The sequence below is a fragment of the Pseudonocardia kujensis genome (assembly GCF_021283305.1).
GTDB classification, from domain to species: domain Bacteria; phylum Actinomycetota; class Actinomycetes; order Mycobacteriales; family Pseudonocardiaceae; genus Pseudonocardia; species Pseudonocardia kujensis.
This window is the reverse complement of record NZ_JAJSOK010000024.1, coordinates 86,755-103,652: the sequence shown is the minus strand read 5'-3', so window position 1 is coordinate 103,652 and position 16,898 is coordinate 86,755. Positions and strand designations below refer to the sequence as shown.

Below are 16,898 nucleotides of genomic sequence, written 5' to 3'. Positions count from 1 at the left end.
AACGGCGACCCGCCGGGCAGGGTGGGGCTGGTGGCGAGGTTGACGAACTTCGGCACCTGCTGGCCCTTCACCAGGTCGACGACGGCCTGCAGCGCCTCGCGGGTCTCCTGCCGCGGCAGCATCACGATCGAGCCCGCGAGAGCACCGGACCTGACGTTGTCCAGGGCCCAGGAGTCGCCGCCGAAGTCGTAGACCGCGATCTTCGACCCGGCGGTCGCCTGGACCACGCCGCGGGTCATCCCCGAGAAGTTGGACATGATGATGTCGAGGTCCGGGTTGGCCTGGACGATCGTCTGCGCCGCCTGGAAGGCCTTGGCCGTGGTGTAGTCCGTGGTCTGTTTGGCGACGATGGTGAACCCGTGCTTCTCCAGCTCCTCGGCGGCCTGGAAGAAGCAGATCGTGTTGGCGTTGAGGTCCGGGCCCGAGATCAGTGCGACCTTCCCGCCATTCGGGTGCGCCTTGATCAGCTGCGTCATCCAGTCCTGGTAGACGTCGAGCGTCTGGCCGCCGACGTAGGTCACCGTGCCCGGCTCCCAGGTCTGCTCGCCGAGGTTGGTCGCCCGCCCGCAGATGGGCAGGTTGAACACGCTCACCATGATCCCGGCCTTCGGGGCGTCCTTGGTGAGCAAGGAGCAGACCAGGTTGCCGTCGTTGGGCTCGACGGCGAACGCGTTGTACTTCCCGCTGGTCAGCGCCGTCTGCATCTGGTCGAACTGGGTCTGGGCGTTGAACTGCCCGTCGAAGACGTCGACGGTCACGCCGTTCTGCGCAGCGAAACCGTGCGCCTCGTCGATCGCCGCCTGCAGGTACTGGTTGCTGCTCCCCGCCGAGAAGTAGGCGATCTTGAGCGAGGACACCTCCTGCACGGTCGGGGCGGGCTGGCCCGCCGGGGTGGCGGCGTCCTGCGTGGCCTGCGAGCTGGCTGTGGAACAGCCGGCGAGCAGCAGGCTCGAGGCCGCGAGGGTGGCGGCCGCGAGCCGGAGGAGCGGGCGGGTCATGGAGGTGGCCTTCCTGTCCGGGATCAGGGGGGACATCAGTCCTCGCCCCACGTGTCGTGAATGGCGGAGAGCGGGGCGAACCAGGTGCCGGGGAAGGAGGCCATGTAGTCGATCAGGCGTTCGAAGCCGATCATGTTGTGCGCCCGGGCGATGGTCTGCGGGTGCACGGTGATCGCCAAGACCCCGCCGGGGACGTGCTGGTAGGCGTAGTCGAAGTGGTCCTTGAACCTCTGGAACATGACCTCGCTGGAGCCCAGGCCGGGATTCTTGCCGGGGATGTACTCGGCGACCGGGAAGTCGTCGAGGAACCAGGAGACCGGGAACTCCAGGATCGGGCTCGGCGGGCCGAACGTGCTGCCCTCCTCCCAGCCGACCGTGACCGGCCGGGGGTGGTAGGGCTCGAAGTCGCGGCCCATCAGCGACGAGTCCCACTCGAAGCCGAACTCCTCGAGCAGCGAGAGGGTCTGCTCGGTGAAGTCCCAGGCCGGGGAGCGGTAGCCGCGGGGCCGGCGCCCGACGTACTTCTCGTGCAGCTCGAGGGTCTTCTCCATGAGCCTGCGCTCCTGGTCGCCCTCGAGGTTCGGGACCGGCTCGTGCCAGCAGCCGTGCGCGGCGATCTCGTGGCCGGCCTCGACGATGCTCTCGAACCGCTCGGTGAAGGTCTGCATCGTGTGCGCGGGTGTGCACCAGGTCGTGGTGATGTCGTAGCGGGAGAACAGGTTGAGCAGACGGGGCACGCCGACCTCGGCGCCGAACTCGCCGCGGGACAGGTAGCTCGGGCTGGACAGGCCGAACGTGCCCATCCACACGCTGTGGGCGTCGAAGTCGGCGCCGATGCTCACCGCGAGGGTCTTGCCGTCGGGGAGGTGCAGGGACATGGTGTCCTCTCGGGGGAAGGTCTGCGGGACGGGCGGGTCAGGTGGCGCGGGACGGTCGGTGGATCACGTGGCGAGGAAGCCGCCGTCGACCACGAAGTCGGTGCCGGTGACGAACCGGGACTCGTCCGAAGCCAGGTAGACGCAGGCCCAGGCGATGTCGGCGGGATCGCCGCCGTGCCCGACCGGGGTGGAGCCGATGACCCGTGCGTTCGCGTCGGGCGGCTGGCGGTCGGTCAGCGGGGTGCGGATCCAGCCGGGGACCAGTGCGTTGACCCTGATCCCCTGGGCGGCATAGGTCACCGCGGCGTTGCGGGAGAGCGACCCGACGGCGCCCTTCGCCGCGTTGTAGGCGGTGACTCCGACCCCGCCGACCACACCCCAGTCAGAGGAGAAGTTGATGACGGACCCGGCGCCGGCGTCGAGCATCGCGGGGAGGAAGGCCCGCATGCCCAGGAACACCCCGGTCTGGTCGACGCCGATGATCCGCTCCCACTCGGCGAGCTCCAGCTCGTCGAGCGGGTCGTAGCCGATCACGCCGGCGACGTTCGCGAGGATGTCGACGCGGCCGTAGCGGGTTCGGACGTGGTCGGCCAGGTCCGCCCAGCCCTGCTCGGACGTGACGTCGAGGAACCGTTGCTCGACCAGGGGGTAGTCGCGGTCGAAGGGTGCAACGTCCACCGCGACGACCCACGCCCCCTCGTCGGCGAACGTGCGGGCGACCGCGCGGCCGATGCCCATCGCCGCACCGGTGACGACGGCGACCTTCCCGGACAGCCGCTGTGGGCCGCGGACGCCGTTCATCGGGCCAGGTACCCGCCGTCGACGGGCAGGTCGATGCCGGTCACGAAGCTCGATTCGTCGGAGGCCAGGTACACCGCCGCCCAGGCCACGTCCGCCGGGTCGCCGGGGCGGGTGAGCGGGGTGGCGTCGGTGTAGCGGTCGTTGATCTCGTCCGTCTGCGCCGCGGTCATGGGGGTCCGGATCCAGCCGGGGAGGATCGCGTTGGCCCGGATGCCGTCCGCGGCGTAGGTGACCGCGGCGTTCTTGGTCAGCGTGCGGACCGCGCCCTTTGCGGCGTGGTACGCCGTGATGCCGGGGACCGCGACCGCACCGACGATCGAGGAGATGTTCACGATCGAGCCGGTCCCAGCCCGCCGCATGTGCGGGATCACCGTGCGCATGCCGAGGAAGACCCCGGTCTGGTCCACCGCGACCACCCGCTGCCAGGACTCGAGCGCGGTCTCGTGGACCACGTGGTAGTCCGCGACCCCGGCGTTGTTCACCAGCACGTCGACCCGGTCCCAGGCCCCCACGATGTCGTCGACCAGTGCACCCCAGGCGTGCTCGTCCGTCACGTCCAGCTCGGCGGTGCGAGACATCCCGGTCGGCCCGTCGAAGGGCAGAACGTCGGCCCCGACGACCGTCGCGCCCTCCTCCGCCATGAGTTCGGCGATGCCGCGGCCGATGCCGCGGGCGGCGCCGGTCACCAGGGCGACCTTGCCCTCCAGGCGTGGCGTTCGGGACTGCATACCCGGCTCCCTGTCTCCTCGGCTTCAGCCGGTCGGCCCGGCTGTCGAGGAGCACGGTAAGAAGCAGGGAGGTGTCCGCGGATCGTCCGATCTACGTACGCGGTGTAACGACTCTCGGCCAGGTCACGCCAGGGCGCGCGAACGGGTGAGCCAAGGCTGGGGCCGGAACCGCGCATCGGCGTACGGCGCCGGGGCGAGGATCCGCTGCCGCCCGTCCTGGATCTGGAAGACCAGGTGGGCCTGGGACAGCGAGGGGTCCACGGCCCGGCCGGAGTAGCTCAGCGCGGTCTGCGAGTCGTTGCCGAACCAGTAGGAGCCGTTCACGCCCCGCAGGACGCCGTGGCGCAGCTCGTCGGCGACGGCGCCGCGGTCCCGGGCGTTCGCCGCCTGCGACCACGCGCCCGCCATGAGCCGCACCCGGTCGTAGGCGATGCCGGCGTGGGACCGCCCCGGTTGGACGCCGAACCGGCGGGCGTAGCGCCCGGCGAACGCCCGCGCCAGCGGATCGGAGTAGGTGCCGGTCACGGTGGCCCAGAGCAGCCCCTCGGCCTTGCTGCCGAGCATCTCGCGGAACGCGCGCACGCTCGGCGCGTAGATCGAGTAGACGAGGGTGTCCGACGGCGCGGCCTGGAACGCGTCGAGGAAGGAGATCGTGCCCTCGAGCAGGTAGTGGCCCAGCATCACCGCGGCGGGCTCGGTGCGCGCGACCCGCTCGGCCACGCCCGCCCAGGTGTGCAGCGTGTCCGCGGCCAGCGGCTGGATCACCTCCAGCGCCCAGCCGTCCGCCTCCGCGATCCGCGCGGCCTCCGCGACACCGAGATCCGACGGGCCGGCCGGGCCGCCGAGCGTCCACGGGCTGAGCACGACGGCGAGCCGGTTCGAGCTCGGCGCCCACGTCCCCTCGTCCCGTAGGGCGGTCATCTGCTCCACGAAGCGCGGCGCGTAGTTGACGTCGCTGGGGCAGACCTGGAAGACCCGGGAGAAGCGGCCGGGATCGGACCGCACCCGCTCCTCCATCGCGGTCATGGTGGCCGCGTGCAGGTAGGGGATGCCCGAGTCCGCGGCGATGTCGTGCGCGACGTCCTGGTGGGTGAGGTAGCCGGAGGTGAGCACGTCGACGTCCCGCTCGGCGAGCTGGGTGAAGGTCCGGCGGATGCTGTCGGCGTCCAGGATGTCGACGTCGACGATCTCGACGGACAGCAGCCTGCCGTCGATCCCGCCGCGGGAGTTGATCTCCTCCACGGCGAGGCCGGTGGCCTGGGCCATCTCGATTCCGTCCGCGGCGGCGAACCCGCGCATGGGGAGCGCCGCGCCGATGACGAGCGGGTGCCGGGTGATCCGAACCGGCGGCAGCCGCAGGTCCCGGGTGCGCGGCGAGGGGATACCGGTGAGCTCGCGGCCCAGCCGGAGCGCCTCGAAGCCCTCGTCCCCGCCGGGCAGGGGGACCCGCAGGAGCCCCTCCTCCACCGCGATCACCGCGGCCGACGTGCGTCCCGCGACGCCCAGCTTGCGCATGATCCGGTCCACGTGCGTGGTCACCGTGCGCGTGCTCAGCTCCAGCCTGCGGGCGATGTCGCCGTTGGTGGAGCCGCTCGCGAGCAGGGTCAGCACGTCCAGCTCGCGCAGGGTCAACCCGAAGGGGAGCTGGTAGGTGCGCCGTCCGGCGACGACCACGCGTCGGGGGGCGTCGCCGGGCACGTCGACGACGACCAGCCAGGTCTCCGCACGGCCCGACCCGACCCAGATGAACCGCCTGCGGTCGACCTCGGGGGCGCGTCCCAGGGCGGCCACGGCGGACAGCAGGCCTACCGGGACGTCGGCGCCCGCACCGGCCTCCACAGAGACCAGCACTCCGCGGTCGTCCACCTGGACGCAGAAGTCGTTCTCGTCCGTCATGCTGTCCATCCAGTTCTCCCGCCGGATCCGGGGCAGATCCGACCCCGTCGGGTCGGCGTGGCCGGCGAATCGTACGCAGCCACGGGCTGCGGCGGGAGGGGTGCAACAAGACGGAAACGGACCGTGGGACGCCCGTCTCGTTTTTGTGGACCGGATGCGACACTCGGTGTCATAACTGTCGCACTGAGTGGCGTGAAACCGGGAGTTGTGTCCCAGGGCGTGGTGTAGGTCGTCGGTCGAGACCACGGCGTGGGTGACCGCCGCACACGATCTGGACCACGCCACGGGGCGTCATCAGAAGGAGGCCATGACAAACGAGGTCCGACCCCGAAGGGCGCGTCGCACGCCTCTGAACTGCGAAGATGAGGCCGCCTTGGGGAGTCGAACCCCAGACCTACGCACGACGAGAATTGTCGTCCACGCGTTCGCGAGAGGTATCACCGACTTCGGTGCAGCTCAGAGGCTTGCGGTGACGCATCAGTGGTATCGCCGGAACGAGTTGGCGGCCACGAAGGGGGCCACGGACAAACCTGAGGGGAAGCTCATCAAGCGCGCCATCGTCGTAGCGTCGAGGGCGGCCACCTCGAAGCCCCGGCTTTTCCTGGGATGAAGTATCGCTCCTCCCGTCCACGTCGACGGTGTGGGCGCCGAGCGTCTGGGCGCAGGCCGCCCGCACCTGCGCGTCCAGCCCCATCCGGCGGATGACCTCCTCGGCCACCCCGCGCGCGTCCACCGCCCGCTCCACCACGGTCACCTCGGCGACCCGCCGGTGCAGCCGGTGGGCCAGCGCCGGCCCGGCGATGCCCGCCCCGGCCACCAACACCCTGATACCGCCCACCGATGTCTCCCCTTCGTCCGCCCGTCGAGGGGGAAGACGGCGACGGGACCCGGAAAATCAGCGCCCTCCAGGCCCGGGATCGAGCCCGGGGACCGTGGAGGTGTGCGCACCCACCGGCGCGTCCTGCTCCGGCACCCGCTCCTCGCGGATCCGCCGGCCCGGCGCCGGTGGGCCCTCGGCCAGGACGTTGCGCCGCCAGGTGGCGATCAGGACCGCCGGAATGATGATCAACGACGTCCGCCCCATGAACACCGAGACGGGGTCCGCCTGCTCCAGCGCGGGCAGTGCGTACAGGACGAACAGGGCCAGCGTCGACAGGACCAGGACGATCGCGCGCGCCGCCCGCACGCGCCCGAACCCCGCCGCGTCCAGCGTCCAGGGCATCGCCCTGCGGAACAGGTCGACGACGGCCCAGAGCGTGAGGTATCCCGCCACGCCGTAGATCCACCAGCGGCTCCAGCCGGTCGCGAGGGCGAAGTTCTTGACGTCACCGTCGGCCGCGAAGGTGCGGAGCGGGACGTAGTCGTAGAAGTTGCCCACGCTGTGCGCGATGTACCAGAAGAAGAAGTACAGGACCCACGGCCGCCCGGAGATCGCCGGGCGTCGCAGGAGCCCGCGGTCGGCGAGGTAGAAGACGCCGTTGCCGATCACGACCCCGGCCATCGCCGTCAGCGCGGCGGCCGTCGTGTGGCCCGCGGCGAGCGCCTGGTCATAGTCGACGTCCTCGTCGATGTCGCGACTCAGGGTCTCCAGGTAGGCCCTCGGATGGGGGGCGGTGTTCGGCGACCCCGCCGCCACGAGCGCGAGCGCCACGCAGTGCTTGCAGAAGGACCCCGACACCCCGACCGGGCAGGAACAGCGGAACTTGAAGCCGTCCGGCCCGGAGTCCAGCTCGACGGCGTAGGGCTCCGAGCCGATCACCGTGGCCCGCACCCGTCGGCGACATGCCCGACCGGCCCGACCGCACCTCCCTCCGCGTAGTCGCGGCCACGTCCGAAGGTGACCGGATCGGCCAGCCCCTCGACGTCCGCGATGTCGAGGTGCATCAGCGGCTCGCCACCCGGAACCCGACCTCCGTGAGTCAGGCACGTGCCCGACCGCGCTTGCGCTCGCTGCTCCACTCGAACCAGCGGCTCAGCTCGACCTCCGAGCGCCGAGCGAGGGTGTCGGCGAACCGGCGGAAGGCGCCCCGGCCATGGATCGCATCGCGGAGGCCTTCAGCAAGCCGACTGTCGGCGACGGTGTCGATGAAGTCGACCATGTCGCGATAGCCGTCGCGGGAGTCGCCGTCGACCCAGCGGAAGCGGTCCCCGTCCTCGAAGTCCGGTGCCTCCACGTCCGAACCGTCCTCCTCCGCGTACTCGATCGCCGACCGGGGCCACACGTCGCCGGTCTGCAGGTCGAGTGCGCCTCCGGTGGTCAGCGGATCGCCCTCGAGGATCTCGGTCAGCAGCTCGAGATCAACCCTGAGCGGCCGTAGCAGCGGCATCGGACCCGTGCCCGCGAGCCCGTCGAGCTGCTCCGCCAGCTCGACGTCGCCGACCCAGCCCCGGCTGCGCAGGGCGGCGGCACAGTCGGCGGCATGCGCGGCCGCTCCGTCGGCCCGGTGAGCGAGGGCCGTCGCCGCCCCGTCCCCGATGAGTTGCCACACCGGGAGCGGCTCACCCGCGGCGAGAAGCGCGACGACCGCGGCCCCGTCCCCGCGGTACACGGCCCCGCGCAGCTGCCGGAGCCATTCCCGACGGTCCTCCCTGGTCACCACGGCGGCCTCCCGGCGGGCAGCGGAGCCAGCGCCGTCGCGCGCGGCAGCAGCGTGCGGGCCGACGGGCCCGCCTCCCACGTATGCCACCCTCCGGCGAGCAGGTCGAGCGCGCCGAGCTCTGCGGACATCCAGTTCAACGACAACTCGTGCTCCTCGTCGGTCGATGCCCGACCGTCGACGCCCCACCCCACGCCCATCAGCGGCACGACCCGGCGAAGCAGATCCTCACGGGCGAGCGGACCGGACGCGGCGAGGACCGCCACCGTCGTCGTGGCCAGCATCTCCTCGTACCCGCCCGGCTCGAACCAGCGGCGCAACCGCCGGACGACCTCGACATCGTCGCCCGCCGCCCGGGTGGGGCGCAGCACCCCGCGGGCGAGCCGGGCCAGCCCGACCTTGCGCAGGATGTCGTGCAACACCGCCAGCGGAGGCAGGTCCTCCTCGATCGACGCCGGCCGCTCCAGCGGGTACCAGTCCGGCCGCTGCTCTTGCACCGCCCGCACGACCGCACGCGGCAGCCGCCCACCCGGCGTCAGTTTCACCCCGCCCGCGAGCAGATCGAGGACGATCCGCACGCTCTCCGGCACCTCACCCACCGTCTGCCGGATCAGCAGGTCGGTCGCCTCCCGGTCGAAGGCCGGTAGCTCGCCTGCCCACTCCCGCAGGTGCTCATACTCGACGTGACTCGGGTCGGCGAGCACCTCGAGCAGGTGCTCGTACCCCGGCACGCCGCCGCAGTCCTCCGGCGGGCAGGCACCCTCGCCCTCCACACAGCCCGGACCCTCACCTCCCGCGCCGACGACCTCGACCTCGTGCTCCCAGCTGTCGCCGAAGTCGTAGAGGTACTCGAACCGCACCGGCATCTCTCCGAGTAGGGCTGTCGCCTCGTCACGCGGCTGGAGGGCGTCGTCCCCATCCGGATCCGGCACGCCGTACCGGACCCCGTCCGCCACGAGCAGATGCAGGTGGCTGTCAGTCCAGCCGAGCGCCACCTGGAGGAGCTGGTGCAGCTCCGCCAGCGTGACGGCGGCGGGCACGTCGATCACCCTCACGACCCGCGGTTCGACGTCTGGCACGGTGATCCGCAGGCGGGTGGTCTGCATGGCCGGAACGGTACCGACGTTCCGCGGCGACCGGACCGCACCGGGCCGGCGGCGACGAACTCATACCGATGGAGGCCACGTCATGACGCCCTGACCAGCGACGATGCAGACGAAGGAGGCCACGCCGATCACGCCGCGAAGGAATGAAACCTCATGTAAGAGTCTGACCTGCGAAGATGAAGCCGCCTTGGAGAGTCGAACCCCGGACCTACGCATTACGCGATTTCTCGTCCTCGGGGTATCCATGGGCGCCAGTCGCATCAGGGCAGCTCAGAGGCTCGACACGGCGGGCGTCGAGAAGGCTCGATCGTGTCGGCCATCGCTGGTCCTTCCCCGGGACGCGCCCGGAGCTACAGACCGGTTTCACCGAAGATCAAATGGTCCCGATCTCGCCTACCCCGCGGTTGGAGATCCCTCTCGTTCCGCGCGGTCGGCCTCGGCGCGGCTCAGCTGAGCGGCGTCACGTTCGGCAGCGGCCGCCTGACGATGGCGGGCGGCCTGGTCGGGGACCTGGTGTGCGTCGAGGAGATCGGCGCAGTGGTCGTGCGCGAAGGCGGTGCGCTCGTGTTGGGTGGCTGCGCGGCGGTGCGCGGCGACGGCGTGGGCGAGCCCGTCGGCGGCGGCTTGCTCGGCGGCAACGAGGTCGTCGCCGGCGACCGGTTGGCGCGCGCGGATCCGGGCGGCGCGGTTTGCCAAGGCGGTGCGACGCTCGGCCAATTCGTCCGTGCGGCGGGCAAGGTAGTCGCGGGCGTCGTCGACGTGATCGGACACCTGTTCGTAGTAGCGCCCCGGCGTCACTGGACGGCCAGTGTCATCTCTCCAACGGTAGACCCGGCCGGTGGCGCCCGGTAGCCGCTGCGCCGTCGGAAGACGCGGCGATCGAGATTCTGCGCCGCGGGCCCGCTCGACTCACGAGCGGACCGGAGGTGAGAGCGCTCGTCGCGTGGTGTCACGGTCTCGTGCTGGACCAGCCAGCCGCCGGAAGCAGTGGGCCGGCTGAGGCATCGGAACGGCTCGAACGGGTAGACAGCGGTACATGGTTCCCAGTCGGCCGGAGTGGGAGGAAGTAGCCCGCATCGCACGGTTTGCCTCCGCCGAAGCGAAGGTCGCTCGCGAGATGTCGCAGGCGGTGAGGGCAGCAGCGCCGGAGGTGCGGGCGAAGGCCCTCGAGTCCGTTCGACGCTCACGGGCGGTCAGGGAGGCCATCAGAGACGCAAGACCCGACCGGCTCCTCCCGCGCAGGTCGGACTGTGGATCGCGGTCCACTGCGCAGGCCCTGAAACGAGTCGGGCCCTGACCAAAACAGCTGGTTAGCTCCCGATTCTGTGCTGTGCGCCGGAAAGGTCTCGAACCCCTAACGTTCTGATCCGTAGTTGGGGCACGCCGGCCGACACATGCGGCGACCAGCGGGTTAACCCGGCACCGTCAGCCTTGCGCTGGGAGGGGACGAGCCCGCGCCGCGAGGAGATCACCAGTCAGATGCGGTCGTGCAGGCGGAGCGGGTCGACAGGCTGGAGCCTCGACCGCTGGACCGACGACGAGCCGATGCCCGGCCGAGGCAGCGGGAGGGGTCGCGTCCCCGCTGGTGGTGGAAGTCCGGGGTTCTTCCGGCGTGGCTGAGCGCGTGGGAAGGGCCACCGCGTGAGTCTCTGCGTGATCCCGCCAAGGAACTCGTAGAGAGGTGCCACGCGATGGCCCTGGACCAGTCTGCCCTGCTCGAAGTCCTCGACGCACTCAAGGCTGCTGATGTCGGTGACCGTGTCCGTACTGCGGCGGAGACGATCTATCAGGCGTTGATCGAGGCCGAGCTCACCGACACCATCGGCGCCGCCCTGCACGAGCGCACCGACACCCGTACCGCCCAGCGCAACGGGCACCGTCGGCGCACGCTGACCACCACCGCCGGGGACCTGGAGCTGAGGATCCCGAAGCTGCGCACCGGCTCGTTCTTCCCCAGCCTGCTCGAGCGCCGCCGCCGGGTAGACCAGGCCCTGTTCGCAGTGGTGATGGAGGCCTACCTGCACGGCGTGTCCACCCGCAAGGTCGACGACCTGGTCAAAGCCCTCGGCGCCGACACCGGCATCTCCAAGTCAGAGGTGTCTCGGATCTGCGCCGATCTCGACACCCAGGTGAGCGCGTTCCGTGACCGCAACCTGTCCGAGCAGGCCTTCCCCTACGTCTTCCTCGACGCCACCTACTGCAAAGCGCGGGTGAACCACCGGGTCGTGTCCCAAGCGGTCGTGATCGCCACCGGCGTGCGCGCCGAGGGTTCCGCGAGGTCCTCGGGTTCGCCGTGGGTGACTCCGAGGACGGCGCCTTCTGGACTGCGTTCCTGCGCTCGCTCAAGGCCCGCGGGCTCGGCGGGGTTCAGCTGGTCGTCTCCGACGCCCACACCGGCTTGAAGCAGGCCATCTCCGCAGTCCTGCTCGGCGCGGCCTGGCAACGCTGCCGGGTCCATTTCCTGCGCAACGTCCTCGCCCAGGTCCCCAAGGGCTCCGCAGAGATGGTCGCCGCCGCCATCCGCACGATCTTCGCCCAACCCAAGGCCGAGATGGTCCGCGACCAGCTCGACGTCATCGCCGGGATGCTCGGCCGACAGGCACCCAAGGTCGAGACCATGCTCCGAGACGCCGCACCGGACCTGCTCGCCTTCGCCGACTTCCCACCCGGGCACTGGAAGAAGATCTGGTCCACCAACCCCCTCGAACGACTCAACAAGGAGGTCAAACGCCGCACCGACGTCGTCGGGGTCTTCCCCAACCCCGAAGCCCTGCTCCGCCTCGCCGGCGCCGTCCTCGCCGAAGCCCACGACGAATGGCAGACCACCGACCGCCGCTACCTCAGCGAACACACCATGGCCCTGCTCGCCCCCACCCCGGCAGCAGAAGTAGCCACCGCCGAACTCATCACGGCATGATCTGAACCGCAGAGACCCTCGCGGACCGAGCTACACCACCCGAGGGGACGCGACCGCGGGAGGCGCCGCCGGCCGGGATACCGGCTTGAGCCGAGAAGGCAGAAATTGCTACTCAAAGTAGGGTTGTGCTGGCGCGCCAACCGCGTTGTCGATCCGTAGTCGCATCGCTGGGTGCATCGTGAGATCGGCTATGTCGGCATTGGCGCACCAGGCGGCAGCGTTCGTTTCGACGCCGTCAGGACGTGGGCTACTGCCCTCGTCCAGCACTGTCGGAACGGCGTGGAAACACAGGGCCAGCTGTTGGTGAATGGAACCATTCGGGTCGACCAAAACGTGACTGGGGTCGCTGTAGACGCCTGCGAATCCGGTGAGCTCAATGGTGATCCCGGACTCTTCGGCAACTTCACGGACGACGGCTTCGTTGGCGGATTCGCCGACCTCGATCCGGCCCCCGGGAAGCTCCCAGTTGCCGTCGTCGATCCGACGGACCAGCAAGAGCTTCCCGTCGCGATTGCGGACCGCCGCGAATGCGGCCGGCAGAACGTCGTGCGCTCTTGGTGCGTTCGCATCGCGGTAGTACTCACGTATCCGGACCACTCGCCAGATTCTCCGGCTCCGGACGGACCGGCGACAAGCGGCTGGCCGGCCCGTCGGCCTGGGCCGAGGCGGCCGCCGAGAACAGCCGGGAGGGATCACGCGCCCTCCCTGCCCTGGACTTGCTGTGTCGAGTCGTTGCTGCATGTCCAGGTTTCGGGGCCGGCCAGCTAGCCCGTCGAGGTCCAGGTGGAGCTGCTCCAGCACCGAGGGGCGGCAGCGTAGGTCAGACAGGCGGCAACAGCTCGACGCTCCATCGGCGGAAGCGCAGCAGGGCGTATCCACCGGCCGAGCGCAGGATCTGCACGACCTGCGCCTGCTGCTCGTCGTTGCGGACCGGGACGTAGACCACGTGGTGTCCGGCGTTCAGCGCGCGTTCATGGACCCGGAGCGCCTCGCCCTCGAACACCCCCCGCTGGAGGAACCGCATGAACCGCGCGCCCGGCCCGTGCCTGGTGCCGGCAGGGTCCAGCAGGCGCGCTCCCTCCGGCCCGCTGAGCACGTTCACCTTCGCCACGTCCAGCCCTGCCTGTCCGAGGCCATCGACCACGAGCTGGACGCCTGCGTCGTCGTCGAGGACCGCGACGACCCGGCGCTGCGGGTAAAGGTAGAAGCGCCGCTCGTTACGACGGGGCTGACTCATCGACGGCCTCCTTCGTCCCGGGCCCAGGACAGCGCGTCGTACCTGGGCGACGGTACCGCCAACCGCAGCGGCCGTAGCCGAGAAACTGGCCGTGGAGGTAGCGGCCGAGGGATTGTGGTCGGCTGGCTCGCCCCCCACGAACGGGGAATCCCGGCACCCCCGGGGCTCCGCTGAACGGCGCGGCCGCGTCGGTGTTCCCTCCCCCGGAGGCGGCCGCGCCGTGCCGCGCGAATCTTTCTTGGTCAATCCTGTACCGGCCGGCCAACGCGGCGTCTGGCGAACCTCCCAGGTCCGGGCCATCGCCCAGTGCATGGAGCCCGCGACGGCGCGGCCGCCGCCCCCGCCCTCCACTCCCCCAGAGCAGCGGGGACGGCCGCGCCGTACCTGCTCGTACGGCGGTCACGTGTTTGCCCCGCCGCGGCGGAGGTAGGCGTGCGGCGCTGGGTTCCTCTCGACTCTCGAGGTTCCGGGGTACGACGCGGTCGCCGAAGGGCATTCGGACATCGGCGCGGTCGTCCCCCTGGCTCCCCTCCCGCGGGAACAACGGGCGTGCAGGTCTTCAGCAGCGCAGGGCCCGCGGCGTCTTCGTCCCGTTGGTCAGGTTGGGGCGATCGCGTCAAGTCTGCGGGGATCCCGCGTTTCGACCACTTCGCCTTGGGTAGAGACGCGCGTTCGGGCCGCAACTCCCCAGGAACCGGGTCAGCGCGGTCGCCCTCACCCCGGCGGTCGGCCGCGCCACCGGTTCACAGCGAAAGCGTAGAGCCCGAAGTCCGGGCCCGTTTTGATCCACTGAGCGGCACGGCCGTTCGCGTGGTCCCCTCCCCGGGCAACCGTGCGACCGCGAACTCTGCTGGCCGAAACCTGTTCCGGGCGGGTCCGGTCAGGGCCGAACGTCTCCGAGGTCGGGTGGCCTTGCTCCCGTTTGGGCGCCGTTCGGCCGACCTAGCCTGGACGCCCGCGGAGCAGCCGGATCCGCGGCGGTAGTGCTGGAGGACGGTCATGAGTCGGGTCGCGGCGTTGTTCGGCCTCGAGACGAGCAAGTTCAACGTGGTCCGCGGCGTGGCCGTCGCGACGGGTCTGCTGGTGCCGCTGATCGTCCTCAGCCTGGTGCACCAGGAGAGGTTCTGGCTCAGCGTGTCGTTCGGTGCGCTGTTCGTGGGGCTGAGCGACCCCGGCGGCACGTATGGCTACCGGCTTCCGCGGGTGGCCCTGGTCGCCGCCGCCGGCGCGCTGTTGACCGCGCTGGGCTTCGGCATCGGCGACAGCGCCTGGGGGTGGATCGTCCTCGCCGTCCTCATCGTCACCGTGCTGGGCGGGCTCGCGGTGAAGTACGGCCTGCACACCTTCGTGGCCGCGGTCCTGCTCAACGTCTGGTTCGTCATCGCCGTCTCGCTCCCGGCCGCCTACCGCCTCGACCACGTCCAGACCGGTGCCTGGGCGCAGGCGCTGGCCTGGCTCAGCGGGGCAGCGCTCTGGGTCGCCTGCACCGTCGTCGTCTGGCTGGCCAGCGGACGGGCCACACAACGCCAGCCCGCCGAGGACCTGATCCCCGGATCCACCGAGCCGGTCCGGCTGACCCGGCAGGTGATCGGCTTCACGGTGCTGCGCGCCGTCGCGGTGTCGATCGCTGTGATGATCGCGTTCGGGCTGCACCTGCCCAACGCCGACTGGATGCCGGTGGCCACCCTGGTCGCGTTCAAACCCAGCCTGCAGCAGTCCACCCTGGCGGCCGCCCAGCGGGTGGCCGGGACGGTCGTCGGCGCCGTGGTCGCTGCGGTGTTCCTGCTCGCCGTCGACTCCAAGATCGCGCTCGGGGTGGTGATCGTCGTTCTCGGTGCGCTGGCCGGGACGATCCGGGCCGCGAGCTACACCTGGTACACCGCTGCCGTGGCGGGGGTGGTACTGATCGCCATGGACCTGCCCCATCCCGCCGACCTCAGCGACGAAGGACGGCGCATCCTGTTCACCTTCCTCGGCGTCGCGATCGCCGTCATGTTCATGCTTTTCGCCGACCTGATCGGCAAGCGCAGGGCGGCCACACCAGCGCCCGCTTAGGGGCGAAACGCAGAGCCCAAAGTCCGCCGGGCCACACGGGCGACGGCTCACCCCCGGGCGGGGGCCCCACCCCCGCAGTGCGGCATCGACAACGCGCCTTCGCCACAGAGCGCAGTCGGAGGGCGATCGCGGGCTGACCAAGCCGCAAATGCCCGCCCGTCTGCAGCCGCGGCACACTCATGCTTGTCATGAGCACGATGAGCTACGCACACCGAGGGAGCCACGCCGCAGGCGCTGACCAGCGCACATAAGCCAGAAGGAGGCCACGACGAACGGGGGCCGGAGCCGAAGATCGCTGCACAAGCCTCTGACCTGCGAAAATGGAGCCGCCTTGGGGAGTCGAACCCCAGACCTACGCATTACGAGGTAACCAATGTGCGTCGCTCAGCGCTCTAACAGCACCGATCGAGCGGCTCATGACACTCACGGAGCTGACGTTGCAGGGAGAACTCGGACCTCATGCCCCGAGCCATGCCCCACCACGGCGCCCTGCCGGGTTAGCCCAGGCAACCCCGGCACGTGGCGCCACTGAGCCAGGCGGAGCAGGCATCGGGCGGCGCCTAGCGCTCCTCGGGGCAGGACCGATCAGAAAACCCCCGTCGCGTCGTCAGTTCTGGTAGCCCCTCGACCCGGTGGGAGGATCGACGACCATGACCGACGCCAGACTGCACGGCGCCGACGAGGCCGCGTTCATCGCGGCCGCCCGCACCGACGACACCGCGCGGTTCGCGCTCCAGACCGAGCCGCACCGGCGCGCGTTGCAGGTGCACTGCTACCGCATGCTGGCGAACTACGAGGACGCACAGGACCTCACGCAGGAGACGTTCCTGCGCGCCTGGAACAAGCGGGAGTCCTTCGACGGCCGCGCCACCCTGCGGACCTGGCTGTACCGGATCGCGACCAACGCCTGCCTGGACTTCCTCGACAAGCGCACCCATCGCACGCCGCTCCCGGTGGACCTCCCGGGCACCGGCTCGGAGGTGCGGTACCTGCAGCCCTACCCGGACCGGCTGCTGCCCGACGACCCCCACGAGACGGCGGTGGCACGCGAGACGATCGAGCTGGCGTTCATCGTCGCCGTGCAGCACCTGCCGCCGCGCCAACGAGCAGCACTGATCCTGCGTGACGTCCTCGGCTGGCCTGCAGCAGCGACCGCCGACGCGCTCGGACTCAGCGTCGCCTCGGTGACCAGTGCCCTGCAGCGGGCGCGAGAGACCATGCGCACGCAACTGCCCGATCGCCGACTCGACTGGCATACCGCCACCACGCGCGAACTGTCCGCCGACGAACGGGCCACGGTGAAGGCGTGGGTGGACGCCCACGAACGCAACGACCTCGTCGAGCTGCTGTCCCTCATGCGCGAGGACCTGCGCTTCACGATGCCTCCGGATCCCGGTGTCCTCGTCACCGCACGCTCCGCCCTGGACTCGTGGGTGTCGAACGGGTTCGGCGGACCCGGATACGACGACTGGCGCTGCGTGGTCACGACGGTCAACCGCATGCCCGCTGTCGTGGAGTACCTGCGCACGCCCGAGGACCCCGTGTACCGGCTGTTCGCCATCGACGTCCTGCACATCGTCGACGGGAGGGTCGCCGAGCTCACCGGCTTCCCCGCCGCCGACAAGCCGTGGCTGGGTCTGCCCGCGACGCTGTGACCCCATCACAGCCCAGAAAGCCTCCAGCCC

15 protein-coding genes and 1 pseudogene are annotated in these 16,898 nt (G+C 70.5%); 3 read left to right on the top strand and 13 right to left on the bottom strand.

The genetic code is table 11. From position 1 onward, the window contains the following. The 11 genes from LWC35_RS18635 to LWC35_RS18590 form a co-directional block, all read right to left on the bottom strand. On the bottom strand, positions 1–1,034 hold a 1,034-nt coding region (locus tag LWC35_RS18635), incomplete at its 3' end, for a sugar ABC transporter substrate-binding protein (protein WP_232871423.1). Beyond that, positions 1,034–1,876, bottom strand: coding sequence for a polysaccharide deacetylase family protein (locus LWC35_RS18630; RefSeq protein WP_232871422.1), 843 nt, complete (start codon positions 1,874–1,876; stop codon positions 1,034–1,036). The genes LWC35_RS18635 and LWC35_RS18630, both read right to left, overlap by 1 nt. Positions 1,877–1,939: 63 nt before the next feature. Next, entirely contained in the window at positions 1,940–2,677 is a 738-nt protein-coding gene (locus tag LWC35_RS18625; RefSeq protein WP_232871421.1) for an SDR family NAD(P)-dependent oxidoreductase, read from the bottom strand. Further along, positions 2,674–3,405 carry an SDR family NAD(P)-dependent oxidoreductase gene (locus tag LWC35_RS18620; protein WP_232871420.1) on the bottom strand — a complete coding sequence of 244 codons (732 nt, stop codon included), beginning with the start codon at positions 3,403–3,405 and terminating at the stop codon, positions 2,674–2,676. Before LWC35_RS18620 ends, LWC35_RS18625 begins: the two co-directional genes overlap by 4 nt. Before the next feature lie 123 nt (positions 3,406–3,528). After that, positions 3,529–5,310 (bottom strand): ABC transporter substrate-binding protein, encoded by a 1,782-nt coding sequence (locus tag LWC35_RS18615; RefSeq protein ID WP_232871419.1) that lies wholly within the window; start codon positions 5,308–5,310, stop codon positions 3,529–3,531. Positions 5,311–5,695: 385 nt separating this feature from the next. Further along, positions 5,696–6,139, bottom strand: coding sequence for an NAD(P)-binding protein (locus LWC35_RS40980; protein WP_372463063.1), 444 nt, complete (start codon positions 6,137–6,139; stop codon positions 5,696–5,698). A 57-nt stretch (positions 6,140–6,196) separates the two neighbouring features. Further along, positions 6,197–7,060: an SWIM zinc finger family protein gene (locus LWC35_RS18605; protein ID WP_232871418.1), complete on the bottom strand. Its 864-nt coding sequence runs from the start codon at positions 7,058–7,060 to the stop codon at positions 6,197–6,199. Next, the gene (locus LWC35_RS39355) at positions 7,057–7,185 is read right to left on the bottom strand and encodes a hypothetical protein (protein ID WP_269804385.1); all 129 of its coding nucleotides are present in this window, start codon (positions 7,183–7,185) and stop codon (positions 7,057–7,059) included. The genes LWC35_RS18605 and LWC35_RS39355 overlap by 4 nt, the downstream gene beginning before the upstream one ends. 35 nt (positions 7,186–7,220) lie before the next feature. Next, positions 7,221–7,901 (bottom strand): hypothetical protein, encoded by a 681-nt coding sequence (locus tag LWC35_RS18600; protein WP_232871417.1) that lies wholly within the window; start codon positions 7,899–7,901, stop codon positions 7,221–7,223. After that, positions 7,895–9,004, bottom strand: coding sequence for a plasmid pRiA4b ORF-3 family protein (locus tag LWC35_RS18595; protein ID WP_232871416.1), 1,110 nt, complete (start codon positions 9,002–9,004; stop codon positions 7,895–7,897). Before LWC35_RS18595 ends, LWC35_RS18600 begins: the two co-directional genes overlap by 7 nt. A gap of 393 nt (positions 9,005–9,397) precedes the next feature. Further along, on the bottom strand, positions 9,398–9,775 hold the full coding sequence (locus tag LWC35_RS18590; protein WP_232871415.1) for a hypothetical protein: 378 nt from the start codon (positions 9,773–9,775) through the stop codon (positions 9,398–9,400). A 920-nt stretch (positions 9,776–10,695) separates the two neighbouring features. Between LWC35_RS18590 and LWC35_RS18585 the strand changes: the two are divergent. Then, positions 10,696–11,921 (top strand): annotated as a pseudogene (locus LWC35_RS18585) (IS256 family transposase). A gap of 108 nt (positions 11,922–12,029) precedes the next feature. Here the strand turns inward: LWC35_RS18585 and LWC35_RS18580 are convergent. Continuing rightward, positions 12,030–12,518: an NUDIX hydrolase gene (locus LWC35_RS18580; RefSeq protein ID WP_232871414.1), complete on the bottom strand. Its 489-nt coding sequence runs from the start codon at positions 12,516–12,518 to the stop codon at positions 12,030–12,032. Between the two features lie 223 nt (positions 12,519–12,741). Further along, complete coding sequence (locus LWC35_RS18575) at positions 12,742–13,158, bottom strand: hypothetical protein (RefSeq protein WP_232871413.1); 417 nt, start codon at positions 13,156–13,158, stop codon at positions 12,742–12,744. Between the two features lie 999 nt (positions 13,159–14,157). Between LWC35_RS18575 and LWC35_RS18570 the strand changes: the two genes are divergently transcribed. Then, positions 14,158–15,213 (top strand): FUSC family protein, encoded by a 1,056-nt coding sequence (locus LWC35_RS18570; RefSeq protein ID WP_232871412.1) that lies wholly within the window; start codon positions 14,158–14,160, stop codon positions 15,211–15,213. A 650-nt stretch (positions 15,214–15,863) separates the two neighbouring features. Next, entirely contained in the window at positions 15,864–16,868 is a 1,005-nt protein-coding gene (locus LWC35_RS18565; RefSeq protein WP_232871411.1) for an RNA polymerase subunit sigma-70, read from the top strand. Positions 16,869–16,898 lie beyond the last annotated feature (30 nt).